Origin of the sequence: Kitasatospora sp. NPDC093806, assembly GCF_040683335.1 — a bacterium.
GTDB lineage: Bacteria > Actinomycetota > Actinomycetes > Streptomycetales > Streptomycetaceae > Kitasatospora.
Genome location: NZ_JBFBDO010000093.1, coordinates 1 through 22,086 on the forward strand (window position 1 = coordinate 1; position 22,086 = coordinate 22,086).

A 22,086-nucleotide genomic window follows, 5' to 3' on the forward strand; every position below is an offset into this window, starting at 1 on the left:
CGCATCGTCGACGAACTCGTCCACCCCACCGCCGACACCGTCCTGGACCGCATGCGCCGCTTCGACGCCAAGGGCCGCACCAGCTGACACCCGCCTCCGGCGCCCGTCCCTTCGCAGACTCCAGGACCCCAGGACACCCCATGTATCGCACCGCACTGCGCAACGTGCTGGCCCACAAGGGCCGACTGCTGATGACGGCGCTCGCCGTCATGCTGGGCACCGCCTTCGTGGCCGGCACCATGGTCTTCTCCGACACCTTCGGCAAGGCCATGCGGGACAGCAACTCCAAGGGCTACTCGGACGTGTCGGTCCAGATCGTCGACAACGCCGCCGGCGCCACCGCCACCGCCCGGGACAAGAGCGAGAAGAGCGCGGTCACCCTGACCGACGCCACCGTGCAGCAGCTCGCCGCGCTGCCCGGCGCCGCCGGCGCCCGCGGCGTGGTCAGCGGCTTCACCGGGGTCGCCGACAAGAGCGGCACCCTGATCGGCCAGGCCTGGGGCGCCAAGGGCGCCAACTTCGCGCCCGGCCCGGACGGCAAGGACGCCCGCTACCCGATGGCCGAGGGCCAGGGCCCGAAGACGGCCAAGGAGATCGCCCTCGACAAGAAGACCGCCGACAAGGCCGGCTACAAGGTCGGCGACACCGTCCGGGTCGGCTCCAACGGCCCGGTCGTCGAGGCGAAGCTCACCGGCGTCTTCACCACCGACGACCCGGTGGTGAACAGCGGCGGCACGCTCACCCTGTTCGACCGCGCGACCGCCCAGCAGCTGCTGCTGGAGCCCGGCCGCTACAGCAGCATCGTGCTCGCCGCCAAGCCCGGCACCAGCGAGAACGCCCTGCTCACCGAGGTGAACCAGAAGCTCCGCCCGCAGCAGCAGATCGAGGCCCGCACGGGCGCCGATCTGAAGGCGGAGGAAGACCGGATGATCACCCGGAGCAGCGACGGCATGCGCACCATGCTGCTCGCGTTCGCCGCGATCTCGCTCTTCGTCGGCATCTTCATCATCGCCAACACCTTCACCATGCTGGTCGCCCAGCGCACCAAGGAGCTCGCCCTGCTGCGCGCCGTCGGCGCCAGCCGCCGGCAGGTGACCCGGTCGGTGCTGGTCGAGGCGCTGGCGATCGGCGCCGTCTCCGCGGTCGCCGGCCTGATCGCCGGTATCGGCATCGGCGCCGGACTGCAGTCCCTGGTCACCTCGCTGGACGACGGCATGCCGACCGGCCCGCTGGTGATCAAGCCGCTGACCGTGGCGGTCACCCTGGTGGTCGGCGTCCTGGTGACGGTGCTCTCCGCGCTGCTGCCCGCCCTGCGCGCCTCGCGGATCGCCCCGGTGGCCGCGATGAGCAGCGGCGACCAGCCCGCCACCCAGAAGTCCCTGGTGGTCCGGAACTCGATCGGCTCGGTCATGGCCGCCGCCGGCATCGCCCTGGTCGCCTTCGGCGCCTCGAAGGGCGACGCCTCCGGCCGACTGCCGGTCGGGGCCGGCGCGCTGCTCGCCATCCTGGGCGTCTTCATCCTGCTGCCGCTGCTCTCCCGCCCGGTGATCGCGCTGGTCGGCCCGGTGCTCGGCAGGCTGTTCGGCATGCCGGGCAAGCTGGCCCGGCAGAACGCGGTCCGCAACCCGCGCCGCACCGCCGCCACCGCGGCCGCGCTCACCATCGGCCTGACCCTGGTCAGCGGCCTGACGGTGATCGGCGCCTCGGTCGCCGACACCATCGACCGGGCCGTCACCAGCTCGATGAAGGCCGACTACCTGGTCTCCGCGGCCAACGGGATGAGCCTGTCCGAGAAGGTCCCGGCCGAGATCGCCAAGGCCTCCGGGGTCACCGCCTCCTCGCCGCTGACCGGCGTCTACTGGGACCTCAACGGGACCAAGAAGGAGATCACCGGCCTGAACGCGGACAGCCTCGACAAGCTGGTCTCGATGAAGATGAAGAGCGGCTCGGCGGCCGCCGTCGGCCAGGGGCAGCTGCTGATCGACGAGGAGCTCGCGAAGAAGCTGGGCGCCACCACCGGCTCGACCGTGAACGTCACCTTCCCGGACGACACCAAGGGCACGCTGACCGTCGGCGGCGTCTACGAGCAGGGCGGCATGGTCCGCGCGGCGCTGCTGGCCAACAGCGAGATCCTCAAGCACGACCCGGAGCCGTACCTGCACAACGTCCTGGTCAAGGGCGCCAACGGGGAGACCGACGCGCTCAAGAAGGCCCTGAAGGACGCCACCGGCGCCAACCCGGTGATCGAGGTCAAGTCCAAGCAGGACGTCCGGAACGACTTCAGCCAGATCATCACCTTCGCGCTGAACATGATGTACGGCCTGCTGGCGATGTCCGTGGTGGTCGCGATCCTCGGGGTGATCAACACCCTGGCGATGTCGGTGTTCGAGCGCAAGCGCGAGATCGGCATGCTGCGGGCGATCGGCCTGGACCGCTCCGGCATCAAGCGGATGGTCCGCCTGGAGTCCGTGGTGATCTCGGTCTTCGGCGCCGGCATCGGGATCCTGCTCGGCTCCTTCATGGCCTGGGCGATCAACGGCACCCTGAAGGCCGGCCTGCCGGGCCTGGCCACCGTGTTCCCCTACGGCCAGCTGCTGCTCTTCCTGACCCTGGCCGGGCTGGTCGGCCTGGTGGCCGCCTTCTGGCCGGCCCGCCGGGCGTCCAAGCTGGACATCCTGGAGAGCATCAAGACCGACTGACCCGACCGGAACGACCGGAAGGCCCCTGCCGGAGGGTTCGGCAGGGGCCTTCTTCGTACTTCTGTACTCCGCCCGACTCGCACAGCCGGCTGAGCACCACGGAGGTCGTGGTCCGGCAACGCTGCCGGGCGGAGGGCCTCCGACTCATACCCCGGTGCTCCCACACCGGGGTCCGCAGTCGTCTACTTGCTGGTGGCGAGCTCCTTGTCGGCGGCCGGCTTGGCGGCCTCGACGGCGGGCTTGGTGGGGGCCGTGACCTCCTGGATCGGCTGGTACGGGTTCTCCATCTGGGAGAGGCCGACCATCTCGCGCTTCAGGAACATGGCGAGGGTCCAGTCGGTGAAGACGCGGACCTTGCGGTTCACGGTGGGGACCATCGCGCCGTGGTACAGGCGGTGGAACCACCAGGCGGGGCGACCCTTCAGCTTGTACTTGCCGAAGAGGATCGCCACACCCTTGTGCAGGCCGAGGCCGGCCACCGCACCCAGGTTCTTGTGCTTGTACTCCTGCTGCGGGAAGCCGCGCATGCCGGAGATGACGTTGTCACCGAGGACGACGGCCTGGCGGACGGCGTGCTGCGCGTTCGGCGGGCACCAGGCACCCTCGCCGGCGGCGAGGTCCGGCACCTGGGCGTTGTCGCCGGCGGCCCAGACGTAGTCGAAGCCCTGGACCTGCAGGGTCGGCGCGGTGTCCACGTGGCCACGCGGGCCCAGCGGCAGGCCGAACTGCGACAGCACCGGGTTCGGCTTGACGCCGGCCGTCCACACGATGGTGGAGGCGTCCATCTCCATGCCGTTCTTCAGCATGACGTGGCCGTCGACGCAGGAGTCCATCGAGGTCTCGATGTAGACCTCGATGTTGCGCTCCTCGAGCTTCTCCTTGGTCCACAGACCGAGGTCCGGGCCCATCTCGGGGAGGATGCGGTTGGCCGCCTCGACCACCACGAAGCGCATGTCCTCGCGGCTGACGGTCTTGTAGATCTTGGCGGCGTCGCGCGCCATGTCCTCGATCTCGGCGATCGTCTCGACGCCGGCGAAGCCGCCGCCGATGATGACGAAGGTCAGCGCCTTGCGGCGGATCGCCTCGTCGGTGGTGGACTCGGCCTTGTCCAGCTGCGCCATGACGTGGTTGCGGAGGCTGATGGCCTCCTCGACGGTCTTCATGCCGATGCCGTGCTCGGCCAGACCGGGGATCGGGAAGGTGCGGGAGACCGACCCGGTCGCGACGACCAGGTAGTCGAAGGGCAGCTCGTACGAGTCGCCCGCCGCGGGCTGGATGGTGGCGACCTTGCGCTCGTGGTCCACACCGGTGACCGCACCGGTGAGCACCTCCGCCTTCTTCAGGGCGGTGCGCAGGGGCGCGACGAGGTTGCGGGGCGCGACGTTGCCGCCGGCCGCCTCGGGGAGGAAGGGCAGGTACGTCATGTACGACCGCGGGTCGACGACCGTGACGGTCGCTTCGCCGTAACGCATCTTCTTGAGGATGCGCATCGCGGCATACAGGCCGACGTAACCACCGCCGACAATGAGGATGCGAGGACGCTCCGTGGTGCTCATATCCGAAAGTATCCAGCACCGCTCGGAGCAGCCTTCGTGAGCCCGCTCACAAGCTTCTGGACACCCTCTGCTACACTTCGCGCCCCCTGATCGCCCCCTTGGCCGGTCCCTCACGGCCGTTCCGGCCCCCCGGTGAGCACGCCCGTTCGGACGGCCCCGCTGAGCAGCAACGATCCATGACGGGCCCGGGTTCCCACACGGGATTTCGATTTTCAAACCTCTGACGGGTCGGAACCTGCGATCCCACGGCCGTCACGCCGTGCGAGCCTTCGGTCCCACATATCGGACGGACCGGACCCGCGAACCGTACGAAAGGACGGATCGCCATGTGAAGAAATTCACGAAGTTTTCCGCGGGGCCCCGGGCGCGCCCCGGCCCCGGACCCCGTGACGGGGTTCCGGGGCCGGGGAAGAGTGCTTCAGGACGCGATGCTCCAGGCGATGCCGTCCAGGATGTCGTGCTCGCTGACGACCACCTCGGCGGCGCCCGTCCGCTCCATGATCTCCAGCAGCTCCAGCGCGCCGGCCGCGATCACGTCCACCCGGCCCGGGTGCATCGACGGGATCGCCGCCCGCTCCGCGTGGGTCGCGCGCAGCAGCCGCTCGGCGATCCCGGCCACCTGCTCGCGGCCGATCCGCGAGTGGTGGATCGCCTCCGAGTCGTAGCGGGGCAGGTCCTGGGCGATCGCCGACAGGGTGGTGACCGTCCCGGCCAGGCCGACCAGGGTGGCCGCGCCGGTCAGCGGGACGGCCTCCTCGGCCCGGTCCAGCTCGGCCCGCACGTGCGCCCGCGCCTCGGCGATCTGCTCGTCCGAGGGCAGCTCGGCGCCGCCGAAGTGCCGCTCGGTCAGCCGGACGCAGCCGATGTCCACCGAGCGGGCGGCCCGGACGTCCTCGGCCCCGAGCACGAACTCGGTCGAGCCGCCGCCCAGGTCGAACACCAGGTACGGCGCCGGGAACTCGCCGCCGGTCAACTCCTTGGTGGCGCCGACGAAGGAGAGGTGCGCCTCCTCCTCGCCGCTGACCACCTCCGGCTCGACGCCCAGGGCCGCGCGCACGCCGTCGACGTACTCGGCGCTGTTCTCGGCGTCCCGGGAGGCGCTGGTGGCGACGAAGCGGATCCGCTCCGGGCCGACCCCGAAGCCGGCGATGACCTCGGCGTACTCGCGGCAGGCCGCGAAGGTACGGGCCAGCGCGTCCGGGTGCAGCCGGCCGGTCCGGTCGACGCCCTGACCCAGCCGGTTGATGATCATCCGCCGGTCGAGGTCGGTGATCGCCCCGGTCTCCGGGTCGAGGTCGGCGACCAGCAGCCGGATCGAGTTGGTCCCGCAGTCGATCGCGGCCACCCGGGTCACACTCACGCTCCGGCCTCCCCGTCCTGCTCGCGCTGCTCGGGCTGCTCGTCCTGTTCGGACTCCTGCGCGGCCCGCTTGGCGGCGCGGTCGGCGGTCTTCTGCTCCTTGGCCGCGATCACGGCCGCGTGGTCCTGGTCCTTGGCCCGGTTGCGGGACACCCGGTCACCGGCGGCCGCGACCTCCTCGGCGGAGACGCACGGCCCCTTGGCCCACCACTCCTCCAGCATTCCGATCGCCTCGTCGCCGAGCGGGTTGACGCCCTCGCCGGCCGCCAGCGAGTGGCCGACCAGCACGTGCAGGCACTTGACCCGGTCCGGCATGCCGCCGGCGCTCGGGAAGCCCTCCAGCACCTCGATGGCGTCCCGGCGGGCGATGTAGTCCTCGTGCGCCTTCTGGTAGGCGGCGGCCAGCTCCGGGTCCTCGGCGAGCCGGGCGCTCTGCTCCTTCATCACGCCGTCCGCCTCCAGGGTGCCGATCAGCGAGGCGGCCTTGGGGCAGGTCAGGTAGTAGAGGGTCGGGAACGGCGTGCCGTCCGGCAGCCGGGGCGCCGTCTCCACGACGTCCGGGTTGCCGCAGGGGCAGCGGTGGGCCACGCCGCGCAGGCCGCGCGGGACCCGGCCGAGCTGCGCGGCGATCGCCGCGACGTCCTCGTCGGAGACGGTGGGGTGGTTCTCAGTGGTCATGGGAGGAGCTGTCTCCAGCGGGGACGGGGGCGGGGGTGGGTGGTGCGGAAGGGGCGGACCCGGGCGCGGCGGCGGCGTCCACGGAGTCCCAGACGCCGGCGTACCAGGGCCGGGCGGCCTTGACCGGGCCGTCGGGCGCCGGGCCCGCCGCGGGCGGCGGCGCGCCGAGCGAGGACTTCGCCGCGTCCCGGGCCGCCGGGTCCACCGCGATGTACGGGGTCTCCCCCGGCATCGCGTAGTGCAGCCGGGCGCGGGCCTGCGCCTTGACGTACTCCGGGTCCTGCCAGCGGGCCTTCTCCCGGCGCAGCTGCTCGACCTGCTGCCGGGCGTGCTCGGCCCGGGCGCGCTGCGCCGAGATCTCGGAGCGCTGGGAGATGTACTGCCGCGTCGGGTAGGCCAGGATCGCCACCAGCGAGCAGAGCACCAGGACGAGGACGGTCGCCCGGCTCGTGAACCGAGGCCGGGCCGCCAAGCCCGGGATCCTCCAGCCAGCCATCTCCGGTGTCCCCTCCTGGTCGCGACGGTGCCCCGCCGTCCACCCTACGGGGTGAACGGCGGGGCACCGGTCAGGCGTGCGCTACCCGGCGTTCCGGCCGGGCGGCCGCCGGGCGGGCTCAGCCCTCGTACTTGAACCGCGGGAAGGCGCTGCGGCCGGCGTACTCGGCGGCGTCGTCGAGGATCTCCTCGATGCGCAGCAGCTGGTTGTACTTGGCGACGCGCTCGGAGCGGGCCGGGGCACCGGTCTTGATCTGGCCGCAGTTGGTGGCGACGGCCAGGTCGGCGATGGTGACGTCCTCGGTCTCGCCGGAACGGTGCGACATCATGCAGCGGTAGCCGTTGCGCTGGGCCAGCTCGACGGCGTCCAGGGTCTCGGTCAGCGAGCCGATCTGGTTCACCTTCACCAGCAGCGCGTTGGCGGTGCCGGTCTCGATGCCGCGGGCCAGGCGGGCCGGGTTGGTGACGAACAGGTCGTCGCCGACCAGCTGGACCTTGTCGCCCAGCTTGTCGGTCATGGCCTTCCAGCCGTCCCAGTCCGACTCGTCCAGCGGGTCCTCGATGGAGACCAGCGGGTAGGCGGCGACCAGGCCGGCGTAGTACTCGATGAGCTCGGCGGAGGTGAGGCCCTTGCCCTCGAACTGGTAGGCGCCGTCCTCGAAGAACTCGGAGGCGGCGACGTCCAGGGCCAGCGCGATGTCCTTGCCCGGCACGTAGCCGGCCTTCTGGATGGCCTCGACGATCAGGTCCAGGGCCTCGCGGTTGGAGTCCAGGTTCGGGGCGAAGCCGCCCTCGTCGCCCAGGCCGGTGGAGAGGCCGCGCTCCTTCAGCACGCCCTTGAGCGTGTGGTAGACCTCGACGCCCCAGCGGACGGCCTCGGAGAAGGACTCCGCGCCGATCGGGGCGATCATGAACTCCTGGATGTCGACGTTGGAGTCCGCGTGCGAGCCACCGTTGAGGATGTTCATCATCGGGACCGGCAGGACGTGCGCGTTCGGGCCGCCCAGGTAGCGGAACAGCGGCAGGTCGCTGGCCTCGGAGGCGGCGTGCGCGACGGCCAGCGAGACGCCCAGGATGGCGTTGGCGCCGAGCGAGGACTTGTCCGGGGTGGCGTCCAGGTCGAGCATGGCCTGGTCGATCAGGCGCTGCTCGGTGGCGTCGTAGCCGACCAGCTCCGGGCCGATCTGCTCGATGACGGCCAGGACGGCCTTCTCGACGCCCTTGCCGAAGTAGCGGTTCTTGTCACCGTCGCGGAGCTCCAGCGCCTCGAAGGCACCGGTGGAGGCACCCGACGGGACAGCGGCACGGCCGGTGCTGCCGTCGTCGAGGCCGACCTCGACCTCGACCGTGGGGTTGCCACGCGAGTCGAGAATCTCACGGGCTACGACGACATCGATGGACGGCACGAGGCATCTCCTAGCGGAAGCAGGTTCGGCTGACGGTGGGGTGCAGTCGGCCGGACGATTGCGGAGTCGTTACGACCAGAGCCTAACCGCACGGGCTCTCCGGGCCACCTCGGCCTCGGTCCCGTCTCAGCGTGTGGCGGGCTACCCACCGGTAGTTCACCTGGTTGCCCGCCCTCCGGAGCCCGGATCCGGACGAAGGGGGCCGTTTCCGGCCCCCTTCGGCAATTACCCGTCCCCTCCGGAGTGTTCAGCTCCGGTCCGGTCCGGTCCGATGCGGTCCGGTGCGGTCCGGACCGGTACGGGCTCAGCCCAGGGTGAGGACCTGGCCCGGGATGATCAGGTTCGGGTCGCCGCCGACGGTGCCGCGGTTGCCGTCGTACAGCGCCTGCCAGCCGCCGTCGACGCCCTGAGCGGTGGCGATGCCGCCGAGCGTGTCACCGGCCTGGACGGTGTAGCCGCCCTGGCCGGCCCGCTGCTGCTGCTGCGCGGCGGGGGCGCTGTGCGCGGCCGGGGCGGACGGGGCCGCGGCCTGGCCGGCGTACTGCTGGTAGACGCTCTGGTGGCTGGTCCAGTACCAGGCGCCGTTGTTCTGGTACCAGAACACCTTGGCGGCGTCGTCCCAGCCGGTCTTGCCGGAGAACGACGGGGCCTGCTGCTGGGCCTGGGCCTGCGGGGCCTGCTGCTGGACCTGCGGCTGGGCCTGCTGGGCGCGCTGCGGCGCGTACTGCTGGACCTGCGGCTTGGGGGCGGGCTTCGACTCCACCGGCTTCGGGGCGGGCTTCGGCTCCGCGGGCTTCGGCGCGACCGGCTGCGGCGCGGTGGGCTGCTGGGCGGCCGGCTTGGCGTCCGTCGAGGTGTCGACCGCCGCCGGGGCGCCGCCCTTGCTCAGGCCGGCCTTCTTGGAGCAGACCGGCCAGGCGCCCGGACCCTGCGAGGCGAGGACCTTCTCCGCCACCGAGATCTGCTGCGCCTTGGAGGCCTGGTTGGCCTGCGGGGCGTACGCGGTGCCGCCGAACGCCTTCCAGGTGCTGGAGGTGAACTGCAGGCCGCCGTAGAAGCCGTTGCCGGTGTTGATGCTCCAGTTGCCGCCGGCCTCGCACTGGGCGACCGCGTCCCAGGTGGAGACCGGGGCGGCCGAGGCGCCGGTGGCGGTCAGGATCGGCATCGCCAGGCCGACGCCGGCCACTCCGGCGACGGCGATGGCCTTCTCGGTCTGGGTGCGACGACGGTGACGACCGTTACCAACGAACAGCATGAAGGTCCCTCTCCGCACGCCTGCGAGGTGAGCTGTCGGGTTCGGACCGGGAGGTGGCCCGGCCGCACGGAGGCGGCTTCACCCCAAGCCGTGGGAGACGGCGCAAAGACCTGGTTCCCCCGCCCCTGCCCAGGGTCTGGTCGGTTTCCCGTGGCACGGCGGGCAGGACTCGGCGTTCCGTGCACGGGGCTCGCAGCTGCGAACTCCAGGGAGGGTAGACAGATCTGTGGACCAATCACAAGCTCATATCGTCGATATCACATGGAAATCACGCCAGGTGATCGATTGCCTACCAACGGAAGCGCTATGTCCGGTTTGATGGTGGTTCACCCCCCGGGGAAAGCCGAGTTGGAGACGCTGCGTCAGCGTGTCGCGGCGTCGGAGGACCCCCCTGCATTTCCCGGCGCCTCCGGGGTGAATTCCACCGGAAGTTCACGAAGTCCACGCATGATCAGGCCGCCGCGCCAGCGCAGGTCCTCCGGGCTCGCGGCGAGTTCCAGGTCCGGCAGCCGGGACAGCAGGGTGGCCAGCGCCACCTGCCCCTCCACCCGGGCCAGCGGGGCGCCGATGCAGTAGTGGATGCCGTGCCCGAAGCCCAGGTGCGGGTTGTCCGCCCGGGCCAGGTCGAGGGTGTTCTCGTCGGCGAACCGCTCCGGGTCCCGGTCGGCGGCCGCGAGCACCACCAGCACCGGGTCGCCGACCGGGATCTCCACCCCGCCGATGGTCAGCGGACGGGTCGCGAACCGCCAGGTCGCCAGCTCCACCGGCCCGTCGTAGCGCAGGAGTTCCTCGATCCCGGTCTCCAGCAGGCCGCGCTCGCCGCGCCCGATCGACTCCTGCAGCAGGACCCGCTGGTCCGGGTTGCGCAGCAGCGCGTACACGCCGTTGCCGATCAGGTTCACGGTCGTCTCGAAGCCCGCGAAGAGCAGGATGAAGGCCATCGCCGCGGCCTCGTTCTCGGTGAGGTGCTCGCCGTGGTCGCTGGCCCGGATCAGCCCCGAGATCAGGTCGTCCCCGAGGTCCGCCCGCTTGCGGTGGATCAGCTCCGCCAGGTACCCCCGGATCAGCTTCACCGCCCGCCCCACTCCGCCCCGTTGGCCGCCGCCCTGGCCCGGCTTGGTGTGCCGCAGCATCATCCCGGCCCAGTCCCGGAAGTCGTCCTGGTCCTCGGCCGGCACCCCGAGCAGGTCGCAGATCGCGTAGATGGGGAGCGGGAAGGCGAACTCGTGGATGAGGTCGGCCGAACCGCGCGCCGCGAAGCCGTCGATCAGCCGGTCGGTCAGCTGCTGCACCCGCGGCTCGAACTCCGCCACCCGGCGCGGCGTGAACGCCTTGGACACCAGCCGGCGCAGCCGGGTGTGGTCCGGCGGGTCGATGTTGAGCAGGTGGGTCATCAGGTTGGCCTGGCGCTCGCCCGGGATGCCGACCCGGCCGTTGCGGTGCGCGGCCTCGCTGTGGTGCACCGGGTTCTTCGACAGCCGGCTGTCCGCGAGCGCCTGCCGGGCGTCCGCGTACCGGGTGACCAGCCACGCCTCCACCCCGCTCGGCAGGGTGGTCCGGTGCACCGGCTGGTGCTCCCGCAGCCACGCGTACGCGGGGTACGGGTCGGCGGCGAACTCCCAGGTGAACAGGGGTGGGCGGGTGGCGTCGGGCAGATCTGACATGGGTCGACGGTATCCCGGGGCGGGCGCGGACGAGGGCGCTCCGCGAGGCCGGCCGGTCCGGGCCCGGGACCGGCGCCGGTGCGGCCCCGGGATCCGCGCCGAGGCGGCCCCGGGATCCGCGCTGGTGGGCCCCTGCGGGCTCGGCCGGCGCCCGCCCGGATTCCGCTCCGCGACAAGAGGCGTGAGCCTGGTCACCTGAGGGGTAATCCCTGTTGCGGAGGGTCAGGACCTGCCTACGATCCTCCGCAAGATGTCCGTGGGCGCCGGTGCGGAGCCGCCCACAGGGAGGAGCAAGACCATGCGGGTCACCGGTTCGGTCGTCGTGATCGCGGTACTCGACGGCGGGTCGGGGGCGAACCTCGCCCGTCGGTTCGCCGCAGCCGGAGCCGCCGGGCTCCTCATCGCCGACCAACAGGTCGGGATCGCCGAGGACCTCGCCACCGAACTCGACCGGCCGGGCTGCCCGGTCGTCGGCGTGTGCGGCGACATCCGCCGGCCCAGCGACATCGCCGCCCTCGTCGACACCGCCGAGAAGCACCTCGGCCCGATCGACCTGTTCTGCGTCGCCGGGCCGGACGGCGAGCGGATCGTCTCCCTCGCCGACCTGCCCGACCACCTCGACCTGGAGCGGCTCGCCGAACTCCTCGCCCTGGTCGGCGAGGCGATCGGCGAGGTCGTCATCCCCGTGCAGCGGCGCCCGGTGGAGGACGTCGCGGCGGTCTGACCGCGGCGTCCCCTCGGGAGCGCGTCGCTCGGCGGGGCCGGCCGGCCGCGCGTCACTCGGCGGGCTTGAGGCCCTCCGCGGCCCGCACCGCGTCCCGGTACCCGCGGGCCGTCGCCCGCAGCGCCGCGTCGACGTCCACCTCGACGTCGTACGCCCGCTGCGCCACCGCCAGCAGCAGCCGGCCCGCCGACTCCGCCGTGAGCTCGGCGGGCAGCTCGAACGGCTCGTCCGGCACGCCCGTGAACCCGGCCCGGCGCACCCGCGACACCAGCTTCGCCGCGTACGCCAGCGCCGGCAGCCCGGCCGGCACGCCGTCCAGCACCGACTCCCGCTCCGACTTCTCGGCGGCCTTCAAGGCCTCCCAGTTCGCCTCCACCTCGGCGGAGCCCGCCGCCTCGGCGTCCCCGAACACGTGCGGGTGCCGGTACATCAGCTTCTCGACGATGTCCCCCGCCACGTCGTCGATCGAGAAGGCGTCGGTGGGGTGCTCCTCGGCGATCCGGGAGTGGAAGAACACCTGGAGCAGGACGTCGCCCAGCTCCTCGCGGAGGGTGTCGCGGTCCCCCTCCTCGATCGCCTCGACCAGCTCGTACGCCTCCTCGACCAGGTACTTCACCAGGCTGGCGTGGGTCTGCTCGGCGTCCCAGGGGCAGCCGCCCGGCGAGCGGAGGCGGTCCATCACGGAGGCCAGGTCCAGCAGGCGGGCGCCCGGCAGGTCGTAGGAGCCGGGCAGCACCTCGATCTCCGGCACCTCGCCGGCGTGCTCGACCGCGAGGCGGGCCAGCGCGTCGGTCAGCCCCGGATCGCCGTCCGGGCCGCCCAGCCAGACCGTCGGACCGGAGCCGCCGGCCCCGGTGAGCAGCCGCGCGAGCGCCGGTGCGGAACCGGGGGCCACGATCTCCACCTCGACACCGGCCTGCCGCAGGGCGGGCAGCTGCGGGTGCTCGGCGTCGCCGGCCAGCACCCGGCCGGCCGACCGCAACGCCTCCCAGGCGGGCCAGGCCAGCAGGCCGGGGGCCACCCGGTGGGTGGTGGTGAGGAGGATCAGCTTCGCGCCGGGGGGATTCGTCGTCACCCCTCGAACCTACCCGGCAGCCCCGCTCCCCCGCCCCCGGGTTATGGCCGCCGCCCGCCTGCCGCCTGCCGCCTGTCGCCGCCCGCCGCCCCGTGCCGCTCCCCCTTTTTCCCTCTCCCTCCTCAGCCGGCGAGCCAGGGGTGGGTGGTGGGGGTGAGGGTCGCGTGGTCCGGGTCCCAGGTGCCGTAGCGGGGGTTGACGCGCAGGTGGAGGGTGGTGGCGGTGGACGCCAGGGCGAAGCGCACGGCGGCGTCCCCCGCCGGGCTGTCCGCATCCAGTCCGGCGGCGGCCGCGAGGCGGCGGATGCCCAGCCGGCGGCGCACGTAGTCGTCGATCGCGCCGCCCGGGACGCCCCGCGCCGCCAGCGCCCGGGCCAGCCGCTCCGCGCCCCCGTACCGCTGCTCCTCCTCCGCCCGGGCCGCCGCCACCTCGGCCGGGCCGACCGCCGGCCCCCGCTCGGCCACCGCGCGGGCCACCACCGCGTCGAGCACCAGGTCGGCGACCGCCCGCCGGACCGGCCCGTCCGCTCCCCGCGAGGCCTCCTGCCAGGCGTCCGCCGACGCCCCGCCCGGCGCCTGCCGCAGCGCGGCCACCCGGTCCGCCACGGCGTCGACCGGGATCCGCCGCCCGTCCAGGACCGCCGCCGTCCCCGCCGTCAGCCCGTCGTTCCCGCACCCGGCGAGCCCCGGGACGGCGAGCAGAACGCCCGCGACGGCGGCGGTGGCGGCGGTCCGACGACGGTGCATGGCGGGGCCTCCGGGGGCTGCGGGGCGGGGTTCCCCGAGCCTAGGTCGCGTGGATCGGAGCCCCGTGGACCGCGCCCGGACGGGTCACCCGCACGGAGCCGCATGGAGCCGCATGGAGCCGCGCGGGTGTCAACCCTGACGATCGTCCAGGTCGACCCCTGCCTTTCGGGTCGGGTGCGAACCCCTCCGCCGGTCCTACCGTCCGTGGCATGACGAACACGGTCAGGAACAGAACGGTCCGCGCGGTGGTGCTGCTCGGCGCGGGCACCGGGGTGGTCGGGTGGCTGGCGCCGACGCGCGGCGGCGGGGGCGGTCCGGTCCGGGTGGTCACCGGCTGGTCCGCGGCCGGCTACCGCCGGGTCGCCGACGCCGTCGCCGACGCACCGCACCAAGTGGCCCCGCTGCTGGAACCGGCCACCGAGGTCGGCCTGCTGGTGCTGGGCCTGCTGCTGGCGCTCTGCTGGTGGACGGCGCGCGGTCGGCGGGCCGCCGACGCGGTCGCGGGCGTCGCGCTCACCGGCGTCGGCACGGTGCTCGCGTACGCGGCCAGCGAGGTGCTCAAGGTCGTGATCGACGAGGAGCGCCCCTGCCGCGCCCTGGCCGCCCTCCCGTCCGGCGCTCTCGCCGACTGCCCGCCGCCGGGCGACTGGTCGTTCCCCAGCAACCACGCGACGCTGGCCGTCGCCCTGGCCACCGGTCTGGTGCTGGTGCGGCCCCGCTGGGCGTGGCTGGTGGTCCCGGTCGGTCTCGGGACGGCCGCCCTGCGGGTGGCCGCCGGGGTGCACTACCCGCATGACGTGCTCGCCGGGGCGGCCCTGGGCGGGGCGGTCACGGCGACGGTGGTGGTCGCCCTGCTGCCGTCCGCGACGGCGCTGGTCGGCACGGTGGGCGGTGTCCGGCTGCTCGGTCCGCTGCTGCTGGCCCCGGCTCCGGGCGCGGGGCGGATACCGAGCGCGGCTGCGGCTGCGGTACCGGCCTCAGTCGAGTGGACCCGTGGTCAGGCCCGCCTCGTGGGCGAGGACGGCGGCGGCCGCCCGGTTGGCCACGCCCAGCCGCGCCAGGACGGAGCTGACGTGCCCCTTCACCGTTCCCTCCACCACGCCGATCCGGCGGGCGATCTGCCCGTTGGACAGCCCGGCCGCGACCAGCGCCAGCACGTCCCGCTCGCGGGTGGTCAGCCCGGCCACCTGCTGCCGGGCAGCGGTCCGGCGGTCGGCCGGTCCCCCGGCCGCGCCGGCGGCGAGGTGGGCCACCACCCGGGCGGCCACCTTGGGTGAGAGGTAGGCGGCGCCGTCGGCCACCGCCCGGACCCCGGCGATCAGCTCCTCCGGCTCGCCGGACTTGATCAGGAAGCCGTTGGCCCCGCCGCCGAGGGCCCGCAGGATGTAGTCGTCCTCGCCGAAGGTGGTCAGCATGACGATCCCGGTGGCCGCCCCGGTCCGGGTGGTCGACGCCCCGCGGCGGATCTCGGCTGCCGCGGCGATGCCGTCCGTACCGGGCATCCGGATGTCCAGGACGGCGACGTCCGGGCGGTGGCGCCGGACGAGTTCGACCGCCTCCCGGCCGTCCCCGGTCTCGGCGACGACCTCGATCCCCGGGTCGATGGTGAGCACGGCCCGCACCCCGGCGCGCACCATCGGCTCGTCGTCCGCGATCACCACCCGGATCGGCGCCCCGACCCTGCCCGGCTCCGCCGCGCTCACCGGGCGCTCACTGGACCAGGGCGTCCAGGGAGACCAGCACGCCGTCCCGGAAGCAGAGCCGGTACGCGTCCCCGGAGCGGTCGTCGCCGAACGGCTCGGCCGTCATCGCGTAGTACTCGCACGTCACTCCCTCTCCCCGGGGCGGCGGGTCGCCCACGGACGGATGGTACGGAAACTGACGTTCCGGCAGGACCCGCTGCACCGTGGCCCGGTCCTGGCCGACCCGCAGCGAGGCGTAGTCAGCGGGGTCGAGCACGGACCGGCCGGCGGCGTGGATCGTCCAGCCCCGCAGGACGGCGGTCAGCGCCAGCGCGACGGACAGCGGGAGCAGCACGACCGCCACCATCATCCGGCCCACCCGGCGGCGGGCCCGGCGCAGTTCCCGGGCGGGCGACACCGCGACCGGCTCCGGCGGCGGGGTCGCGGGGGCGCCGGAGCGCGGCAGGTACGCGCACACCTCGAAGCCCCCGCCGTCGGCGCGCGGCCCGTACCGGAAGGTGCCGCCCGCCAGCCGGACCCGCTCGGCCAGGCCGATCAGGCCGCGCCCGCCCGCGCCGGGAGCGGCGTCCGGGTCCGCGGGTGACGCGGCGGGCGGGCCGTTGACCACCTCGACCCGCGCGCCGTCCGGGGTGTGCGCCAGCCGCACCGTGACCGGCGAACCCGGGGCGTACTTGGCCGCGTTGGTGAGCGCCTCCTGCACCACCCGGTAGGCGGCGTGCTCGGCCGCGCGCGGCAGACCGCCCGGTTCGCCGGTGACGGCCAGCCGGACGTCCAGGCCCGCCGCGGCCGCCTCGTCCACCAGTTGCGGGACGCCCGCGTCCGCCGGGCCCCGGGCGGCGTGCTCGTCCGCGTCGTCCCGCAGGATGCCGATCACCTCGCCGAGGCGCTCGACGGCGGCCGCCGCGCCCGCCCGGATCTCCCGGGCGGACTCCCGGTGCGCCGGGGCCAGGTCGGGCGCGAGCTTCAGCGCGCCGGCCCGCAGGGCGATGAGGCTCAGGTCGTGGCCGAGGGCGTCGTGCATGTCCTGGGCGATCCGGGCCCGTTCGCGCAGCCGCGCCTGCTCGGCCACCAGCCGCTGCTCACGCTCGGCCCGTTCGGCGCGCTCCCAGCCGGCCCGGACCAGTTCCTGCGACTGCCGCCAGAACCGGCCCATCATCCAGGAGCCCATCCCGGCGCAGACCAGCAGCGACACGAACGACGTCCCGCGCACGGACCAGGTCGGCACGGTCAGCGCCACCAGCATCCCGACCGCGACCAGGATCGACAGGGCGACCGCCGCCGGCCGGACCCGCTCCATCCGAACGCCCGCCGCGAACGCCGCCCCGACCGCCGGCACCACCGACCAGACGGCCACCGGACTCAGCCCGAACCCCACGGCCGCCACCAGCAGCAGCCCCCGGTCCACCCACCACGCACTCATCCGCACCCGCCCGAGCCTACGGAGCCCGCCCGGCCCTGCGGATCCGTCGAAAGTCATGCCTGCGCCGCCGCCCGCGCGAAAAATATGTCGACCGGTCTACATAAAGAAAATCTACCGACCGGTCTACATAGTCGGCGCGGAATATCTCGACCGGTCTACATAATCAACCGGGTCGGGTCAGACCAGGCCGAGTCGGACGGGGGCCGGACAGCAAGGAACGGCCGGGGCCGCCCCCCCGGAGGGCCGGCGTCACGTCAGGGGTTCAGGGGTGCTGCGGCGGCCAGGGGGTGGCGGCGGTGCGGTGCGGCTGGAGGGTGTCGAGGGTCTGCCGGAGCCGGCGGACGGCCGGGTGGTGCGGGCCCTCCCGGCGTTCGCGGTCGAACAGCAGCTGGAGCAGCCAGGACCACGCCGTCTCCGTGTCACCGAGCGAGGCGAGCAGCACGCCGACCCGCTCGCGCAGGTCGAGCAGCCGTTCCTCCTCGGCCTCCGGCCAGATCGCGAGCAGCGCCCGGTACTCGGCGAGCGCCTCCGCGCCCCGGCCGAGCTGTTCGAGGCATTCGGCGGCCCGGTACCGCGGTTCCAGCGCCCGCCGGCCGAGCGGGTCGCCCTCGGCGGTGGCGGCGAGCAGCCGGTACTCCTGGAGCGCCTCGCCGTGGCGCCGCTCCTGGAGCAGGGTGCGCGCGTAGATGGTCCGGACGGTGCGGACCAGCCCCGCCCCGTCGCCGAGCGCGGTCCGGCCGTGGGCGAGCAGTTGCGCGGCGAGGTCGAGCACCTCGGCACGCCGGCCGGCGTCGACCAGGTCGGAGAGCCGGGCGCAGGCCGCCGCGAAGTCCTCCTCCCACCCTCCGGCCGCGGCGGGCGGGGCCGGGGGAACGGTCGGCGCCGGAACAGGCACCGCAGCAGGTGCGACGGGGGCAGGGACAGCGGCAGGCGCCGGAGCCGGCGGGTTCGGCACGGCGGCCATCAGGAACGGGTGCGGCTCGCCCCGCGTCGGCGGCGCCGGCGGCTCCGCGCCCGCCGGCCGGGGCTGCGGCTGGAGCGGGTGCCGGTACGGCCGGGCCGGGTCGGGCAGCGGCCCGTACCTGGGCTGCGGCCCCGGGGCGGCGGCGGGCAGCAGCGGAAGCAGCTGCCCGTACACCGCCTGCGCGTCGGCCGGGCGCTCCTCGGGCCGCTTGGCCAGCAGGTCGAGGACCAGCCGTTCCAGCGGCGCCGGCACCTCGGGCCGCAGCTCGCGCAGCGGCACCGGCGGGTCGTCGACGTGCCGGCGCAGCAGTCCCAGCGCGGTGGGCGCGCGGAACGGCCCCTCGCCGGCCAGCATCTCGTGCAGCAGGCAGCCGAGCGCGTAGAGGTCGCTGCGCGGGTCGACGGTGGCGGAGAGCGCCTGTTCCGGCGCCATATAGGAGGGGCTGCCGATCGGGACGCCGGTGAGGGTGAGGCGGGTGGCCTCGGGGTCGAGCGCGGTGGCGATGCCGAGGTCGAGCAGCACGGTCCGGCCGTCCTCACGGACCATCACGTTGCTGGGCTTGAGGTCCCGGTGGACCACCGGCACGGCGTGGACGGCGGCCAGCGCGGCGCAGAGCTGGGCGGCCACCGCGACCGCGCGTTCGACCGGGAACGGCGCGTCCTCGGCGATGAGGTCGGCCAGGCTGACGCCGGAGACGCGTTGCATGACGAGGTAGAGCTCGCCGCCGTCCTCGCCCGCGTCGAAGACGGTGACCAGGCCGGGGTGGTCGAGGGCGGCGGTGGTGCGGCATTCGCGCAGGAAGCGGTGGCGCAGGTCGTCGCCGTGCCGGCGCTGCTCGGTGCCGGTGGCGCCGGTGGCCCCGGCGGCGGTGAGGCCGGTGGCGGCGAGCAGGTGGTCGGTGCGGAGCAGCTTGACCGCGACCGGGCGGGCGAGCCGCTCGTCGTGGCCGGCCCAGACCTGGCCCATGCCGCCGTGGCCGATCTTCTCGCTGAGCCGGTAGCGGCCGCCGATCACCCGGGCGACGGTCATCGCCGGTCCTCGCGGGCCTGGCGGCGCAGCAGTTCGCCGAGTTCGCGCAGTTCGTCGGAGGTGGCGGGACCGGCGGTACTCGCGGCGGGGGTGCTCGCGGCGGCGCCGGCGGGCGAGCCGTCGGACCGCACGGGCGGGTGGGCGACGGCGGCCGGGTACGGCTGGGGCGTCGCCGGGGCGACCGGGGCTACCGGAGCCGGAGCCGGGACCGCCTGGTACGGGGCGGCCGGGGTGTACGGCTGCGCGGGCGCGACGCCGTACGGCTGGGCCGCCGGGTACGGCTGCGCGGGCGTGGGGGCTACCGGGGCCGCCGGGTACCCGTACCCGGGCTGCGGCGCGTACGGGCCGACGGGGGCGGGCGGCTGCACCGTCCGGCCCGCGGCCCAGACCACCTGGCGGTCCATCAGCAGGAAGTGCACCGGCGGGGTGAACCACATCAGGATCATCATCGAGGTGCCGACCGCGTCGGCGGTCGGGGCGTCGCCCTTGGGATAGCTGCCGGCGATCCCCATGCAGATGACGTAGGCGAGGAAGGCCGCCGCGTAGAGCACCGCGCCCACGACGTCGTACGCCCGGCGGCGGCGGACCGCCAGCAGCAGGGACGGGACCATCCCGAGCAGGCCGAAGGAGAGCAGCGGGGCGAGCACCACCAGCACCCGGCCGAGCACGCCGTACGGGCCGGGCTGCCGCGCCGGGACCGGCACCGGGAGCTGCCCCGGGAACTGCGGCGGGAACGCCACGGTCGGCGGGGCGGGGTACGACGCGCTGCCGGGTATGCCGTCGGCGGGCGCGCCACCGGGCGGCGGGCCGAACTGCCCGGGGTACTGCCCTGACATGCGTGCTCCTGAGCGGGTGAGGACGACGGCCGTCCGGATCACGGACCGGCTCCGCACACCGTACCGCCCGCACCGCCCGCGTCGGAGGCCTTCGACGGGCCGGTGCGCGGACCGCCGCCGAGGTGGCCCCCGCACAGGAAGTCGGCCGGTCCGACTTCCTGTGCGGGAGTCAGAACGCGGACGGGGGTTCGGCGGTGCCGGCGGCGAGGGCGTCGGTGGCGGCCTGGGTGAGCGTGCGGCCGAGCGAGGCGGCCTGCTGCAGCACGGCGTCGAAGGCGGCGAGGCGGGCGAACGCCGCGCCCAGGCGGCGCTGCTCGGTGATCGGCAGGCGCGGCAGTTCGACCCGGCGGATGTCGAGGCGGGTGGTGGTGGAGGCGTGGCTGGCGGCCCGGCGGGCGGCCGCCGTGGAACGCAGGTGGCCGGCCAGGAACTCCGGGTCGAGGGCCGCCGGGTCGGGGCGGAGCAGGTGGAGCTGGCGGCCGAGCGCGGCGCCCGCGGGCGGGCCGTCGGGACCGACCACCCGGGCCACGCCGCCGCCGAGGGCGGGGACGAGGACATCGCCGGGGCGGGTCAGCGGCGTGCCGTCGGCGCCCGCGCCCGACCGGTCGAGGACGGTGCCGGGGGCGCCGCCGCCGACGAGGTCCTGGTCGGTGAGGACGGGCGTGCCGGACGGGTCGGTGTCGGCCGGCCGCGCGGGCGCGCCGGCCCCGGAGGAGTACACCTCCAGGAAGCCGGAACGGACCAGCTCCCCCAGCGTGACGACCGCGCCGCCGCCACCGACGCCCGTCGCGCCCGTCACACCCATTGCGCCCGTTGCGCCCGCCGTGCCCGCTTCGCCCGTCAGGCCGGCCGGACCGGTCGGCTCGGTCGGCTCGGTCGGCTCGGTCGGCTCGGGCAGCAGGGTGGCGGGGGCGGCGAGCCCGGCCAGCAGCTCGGTCAGCCGGCCGCTGAGGTGGGAGAGTCCGGCCGCGCCGCCGAGCGGGGCGGCGGGCGGGACGTGGCGGGCGGGCGAGAGGTCGGTCTCGTCGTCGAGCAGGTCGATCGCCGCGACGGTCCGGTGCCGGCCGGGGCGGTCCGGGGGCAGCGGGAGGCCTTCGCGGGCGGCGAGGTCGAAGGCGCGCCAGGCGTCCAGGACGGTGCGGTGCAGCTCGGGCCAGCGGACCTTGTCGCGGCCGCCCTCGGTCACCTCCGCCGAGCTGGGTGAGGCGGAGGCGGCGTCGACCAGCAGCACCTGGCGGAAGTCGTCGCCGGGCAGCGGGGCCCGCAGTACCCACAGGTGCAGCGGCACGCCGTACGGGGGCGCGGCGCCGGCCGGGAGCGCGACGACGGCGCGCAGGGCGCCGGTGCGCAGCAGTTCGGCGCGGACCCGGCGGCCGGCCCGGCGGGCGGCGACGGTGGGCGGCAGCAGCAGCGCGGCGAGTCCGCCGGGGCGGGTGTGGGCGAGGCAGTGCAGGACCCAGGCGAGTTCGGACTCGCCGCGCGGCGGGACCAGGCCGCCGGGCCAGCGCCGGTCAAACTGCAGCTCGTCGTGGCCCCAGTCGCGCTCGTTGTAGGGGGGCTGGCAGAGCACCGCGTCGAAGGTGTGACCGGGGTAGGCGTCGGCGCGCAGGGCGTCGCCGGGGCGGAGGTCGACCGGCAGCGGACCGGGGTCGGCGGCGGGCGCGTGCAGGGCCAGCCGGAGCCGGGCGAGCGCGGCGGTGACCGGGTCGGTGTCCTGGCCGTAGCGGTCGGTGGTGGCCGGGAGGGCGAGCAGCAGGGCGCCGAGGCCGGTGGCGGGGTCGAGCACGGTGGCGGGGACCCCGGCGACCGCGGCGAGCAGCTCGGCGGCCTCCGGCGGGGTGGGGCTGAGCTGGCGGGTGTTGGCCTCGGTGTACCGGGTGAGCAGCTGTTCGAAGGCACCGGCGGGGCCCGCGGTGGCGACGAGTTCGGCGAGCAGCCGGGCCAGGTCGAGCTGGGTGGAGCCGAGCAGGCCGGGCGGTCGCGGGCCGACGGCGCCGTCGGGGCCGAAGGCGGTGGCGGCGGTCTCGGCGAGGGCGCGGGGCAGGGCGGTGGCGAGCCGGGTCTCGGGCTGGTCGGCGAGGGCGGCCCAGCGGTCCGGGTCGCGGTGGTGCAGCAGCAGGACGGTGCCGGCCTGGACCAGCGGGGCGGCCGGGTGGTCGGCGGGGTCGCGCAGGGTCTCGACGAGCCGCCAGACGCGTTCCAGCAGCGGCAGTTCGGCGATCTTGCCCTGGGTCCGGAGCCAGGACTCCACCTCGGTGAGCGCGAAGGTCGGACTGCTGTCGGTGCCGCCGACCGGGCGCGGGAAGTCGGGGTGGCGGCGGCGCCAGTTGCTGACGGCGGCGCGGCCCACCCCGGCGAGGCGGGCGATCTCGACGGCGGTCACCTCGGGACGGTCCGGCATGGGGGCGCTCCTTCGGCGGCGGCGGCGGTGGCGGGCAGCGGCGGTGTGACCACACAGCATAGCCAGCGAGGCCGTT

At 74.6% G+C, this 22,086-nt stretch carries 16 protein-coding genes, 2 pseudogenes and 1 riboswitch; of the genes and pseudogenes, 4 read left to right on the top strand and 14 right to left on the bottom strand.

Annotated elements, in window-relative coordinates:
* Together AB0N76_RS30865 and AB0N76_RS30870 are read left to right on the top strand one after the other, a co-directional pair.
* Window positions 1-87: pseudogene (locus AB0N76_RS30865) on the top strand (ABC transporter ATP-binding protein); the annotation flags it as partial.
* 53 nt (window positions 88-140) lie between these two features.
* Entirely contained in the window at window positions 141-2,699 is a 2,559-nt protein-coding gene (locus AB0N76_RS30870) for an FtsX-like permease family protein (RefSeq protein WP_363562730.1), read from the top strand.
* A 182-nt stretch (window positions 2,700-2,881) separates the two neighbouring features.
* Here the strand turns inward: AB0N76_RS30870 and AB0N76_RS30875 are convergent, their stop codons facing one another.
* The 7 genes from AB0N76_RS30875 to AB0N76_RS30905 all read right to left on the bottom strand — a co-directional run bounded on the left by AB0N76_RS30875 (window position 2,882) and on the right by AB0N76_RS30905 (window position 11,112).
* Window positions 2,882-4,255, bottom strand: coding sequence for an NAD(P)/FAD-dependent oxidoreductase (locus AB0N76_RS30875; RefSeq protein ID WP_363562732.1), 1,374 nt, complete (start codon window positions 4,253-4,255; stop codon window positions 2,882-2,884).
* 418 nt (window positions 4,256-4,673) lie between these two features.
* Entirely contained in the window at window positions 4,674-5,609 is a 936-nt protein-coding gene (locus AB0N76_RS30880; protein WP_363562772.1) for a Ppx/GppA phosphatase family protein, read from the bottom strand.
* A gap of 2 nt (window positions 5,610-5,611) precedes the next feature.
* Window positions 5,612-6,292, bottom strand: a complete 681-nt coding sequence (locus AB0N76_RS30885; protein WP_363562734.1) for a DUF501 domain-containing protein — start codon at window positions 6,290-6,292, stop codon at window positions 5,612-5,614.
* Window positions 6,282-6,764 carry a septum formation initiator family protein gene (locus AB0N76_RS30890; protein WP_363562736.1) on the bottom strand — a complete coding sequence of 161 codons (483 nt, stop codon included), beginning with the start codon at window positions 6,762-6,764 and terminating at the stop codon, window positions 6,282-6,284. The genes AB0N76_RS30885 and AB0N76_RS30890 overlap by 11 nt, the downstream gene beginning before the upstream one ends.
* Before the next feature lie 142 nt (window positions 6,765-6,906).
* A complete protein-coding gene (gene eno, locus AB0N76_RS30895) occupies window positions 6,907-8,193 on the bottom strand; it encodes a phosphopyruvate hydratase (RefSeq protein WP_363562738.1) in 1,287 nt (428 codons plus the stop codon).
* Window positions 8,194-8,497: 304 nt separating this feature from the next.
* Window positions 8,498-9,448 carry a transglycosylase family protein gene (locus AB0N76_RS30900; protein ID WP_363562740.1) on the bottom strand — a complete coding sequence of 317 codons (951 nt, stop codon included), beginning with the start codon at window positions 9,446-9,448 and terminating at the stop codon, window positions 8,498-8,500.
* A gap of 1 nt (window position 9,449) precedes the next feature.
* Window positions 9,450-9,600: riboswitch (cyclic di-AMP (ydaO/yuaA leader) on the bottom strand.
* 210 nt (window positions 9,601-9,810) lie between these two features.
* Window positions 9,811-11,112 (bottom strand): cytochrome P450, encoded by a 1,302-nt coding sequence (locus AB0N76_RS30905; RefSeq protein WP_363562742.1) that lies wholly within the window; start codon window positions 11,110-11,112, stop codon window positions 9,811-9,813.
* 298 nt (window positions 11,113-11,410) lie between these two features.
* Here AB0N76_RS30905 and AB0N76_RS30910 point away from each other — a divergent pair, with 298 nt between their 5' ends.
* A complete protein-coding gene (locus AB0N76_RS30910) occupies window positions 11,411-11,836 on the top strand; it encodes an SDR family NAD(P)-dependent oxidoreductase (protein ID WP_363562744.1) in 426 nt (141 codons plus the stop codon).
* 52 nt (window positions 11,837-11,888) lie between these two features.
* Here the strand turns inward: AB0N76_RS30910 and AB0N76_RS30915 are convergent, their stop codons facing one another.
* Both AB0N76_RS30915 and AB0N76_RS30920 read right to left on the bottom strand, forming a co-directional pair.
* A complete protein-coding gene (locus AB0N76_RS30915; protein WP_363562746.1) occupies window positions 11,889-12,911 on the bottom strand; it encodes a MazG family protein in 1,023 nt (340 codons plus the stop codon).
* Window positions 12,912-13,033: 122 nt separating this feature from the next.
* Window positions 13,034-13,657: a hypothetical protein gene (locus tag AB0N76_RS30920; RefSeq protein ID WP_363562748.1), complete on the bottom strand. Its 624-nt coding sequence runs from the start codon at window positions 13,655-13,657 to the stop codon at window positions 13,034-13,036.
* 209 nt (window positions 13,658-13,866) lie between these two features.
* Between AB0N76_RS30920 and AB0N76_RS30925 the strand changes: the two are divergent.
* Window positions 13,867-14,490: pseudogene (locus AB0N76_RS30925) on the top strand (phosphatase PAP2 family protein); the annotation flags it as partial.
* 144 nt (window positions 14,491-14,634) lie between these two features.
* On the opposite strand, the gene AB0N76_RS30930 reads toward AB0N76_RS30925, so the two are convergent.
* The 5 genes from AB0N76_RS30930 to AB0N76_RS30950 form a co-directional block, all read right to left on the bottom strand.
* Window positions 14,635-15,360 carry a response regulator transcription factor gene (locus tag AB0N76_RS30930; protein WP_363562750.1) on the bottom strand — a complete coding sequence of 242 codons (726 nt, stop codon included), beginning with the start codon at window positions 15,358-15,360 and terminating at the stop codon, window positions 14,635-14,637.
* A 7-nt stretch (window positions 15,361-15,367) separates the two neighbouring features.
* Window positions 15,368-16,780, bottom strand: a complete 1,413-nt coding sequence (locus AB0N76_RS30935; RefSeq protein WP_363562774.1) for a histidine kinase — start codon at window positions 16,778-16,780, stop codon at window positions 15,368-15,370.
* A 262-nt stretch (window positions 16,781-17,042) separates the two neighbouring features.
* Window positions 17,043-18,773 carry a protein kinase gene (locus AB0N76_RS30940; RefSeq protein WP_363562752.1) on the bottom strand — a complete coding sequence of 577 codons (1,731 nt, stop codon included), beginning with the start codon at window positions 18,771-18,773 and terminating at the stop codon, window positions 17,043-17,045.
* A complete protein-coding gene (locus tag AB0N76_RS30945) occupies window positions 18,770-19,609 on the bottom strand; it encodes a hypothetical protein (RefSeq protein WP_363562754.1) in 840 nt (279 codons plus the stop codon). The genes AB0N76_RS30940 and AB0N76_RS30945 overlap by 4 nt, the downstream gene beginning before the upstream one ends.
* Before the next feature lie 169 nt (window positions 19,610-19,778).
* Entirely contained in the window at window positions 19,779-22,010 is a 2,232-nt protein-coding gene (locus tag AB0N76_RS30950; protein WP_363562756.1) for an N-6 DNA methylase, read from the bottom strand.
* Window positions 22,011-22,086 lie beyond the last annotated feature (76 nt).

Bases quoted from the DNA above. Each gene is read 5' to 3' on its own strand.
- AB0N76_RS30870 (WP_363562730.1), top strand. From the start codon at position 141: ATGTATCGCACCGCACTGCGCAACGTGCTGGCCCACAAGGGCCGACTG.
- AB0N76_RS30875 (WP_363562732.1), bottom strand. From the start codon at position 4,255: ATGAGCACCACGGAGCGTCCTCGCATCCTCATTGTCGGCGGTGGTTAC.
- AB0N76_RS30885 (WP_363562734.1), bottom strand. From the start codon at position 6,292: ATGACCACTGAGAACCACCCCACCGTCTCCGACGAGGACGTCGCGGCG.
- AB0N76_RS30900 (WP_363562740.1), bottom strand. From the start codon at position 9,448: ATGCTGTTCGTTGGTAACGGTCGTCACCGTCGTCGCACCCAGACCGAG.
- AB0N76_RS30905 (WP_363562742.1), bottom strand. From the start codon at position 11,112: ATGTCAGATCTGCCCGACGCCACCCGCCCACCCCTGTTCACCTGGGAG.
- AB0N76_RS30910 (WP_363562744.1), top strand. From the start codon at position 11,411: ATGCGGGTCACCGGTTCGGTCGTCGTGATCGCGGTACTCGACGGCGGG.
- AB0N76_RS30920 (WP_363562748.1), bottom strand. From the start codon at position 13,657: ATGCACCGTCGTCGGACCGCCGCCACCGCCGCCGTCGCGGGCGTTCTG.
- AB0N76_RS30935 (WP_363562774.1), bottom strand. From the start codon at position 16,780: ATGAGTGCGTGGTGGGTGGACCGGGGGCTGCTGCTGGTGGCGGCCGTG.
- AB0N76_RS30940 (WP_363562752.1), bottom strand. From the start codon at position 18,773: ATGACCGTCGCCCGGGTGATCGGCGGCCGCTACCGGCTCAGCGAGAAG.
- AB0N76_RS30945 (WP_363562754.1), bottom strand. From the start codon at position 19,609: ATGTCAGGGCAGTACCCCGGGCAGTTCGGCCCGCCGCCCGGTGGCGCG.
- AB0N76_RS30950 (WP_363562756.1), bottom strand. From the start codon at position 22,010: ATGCCGGACCGTCCCGAGGTGACCGCCGTCGAGATCGCCCGCCTCGCC.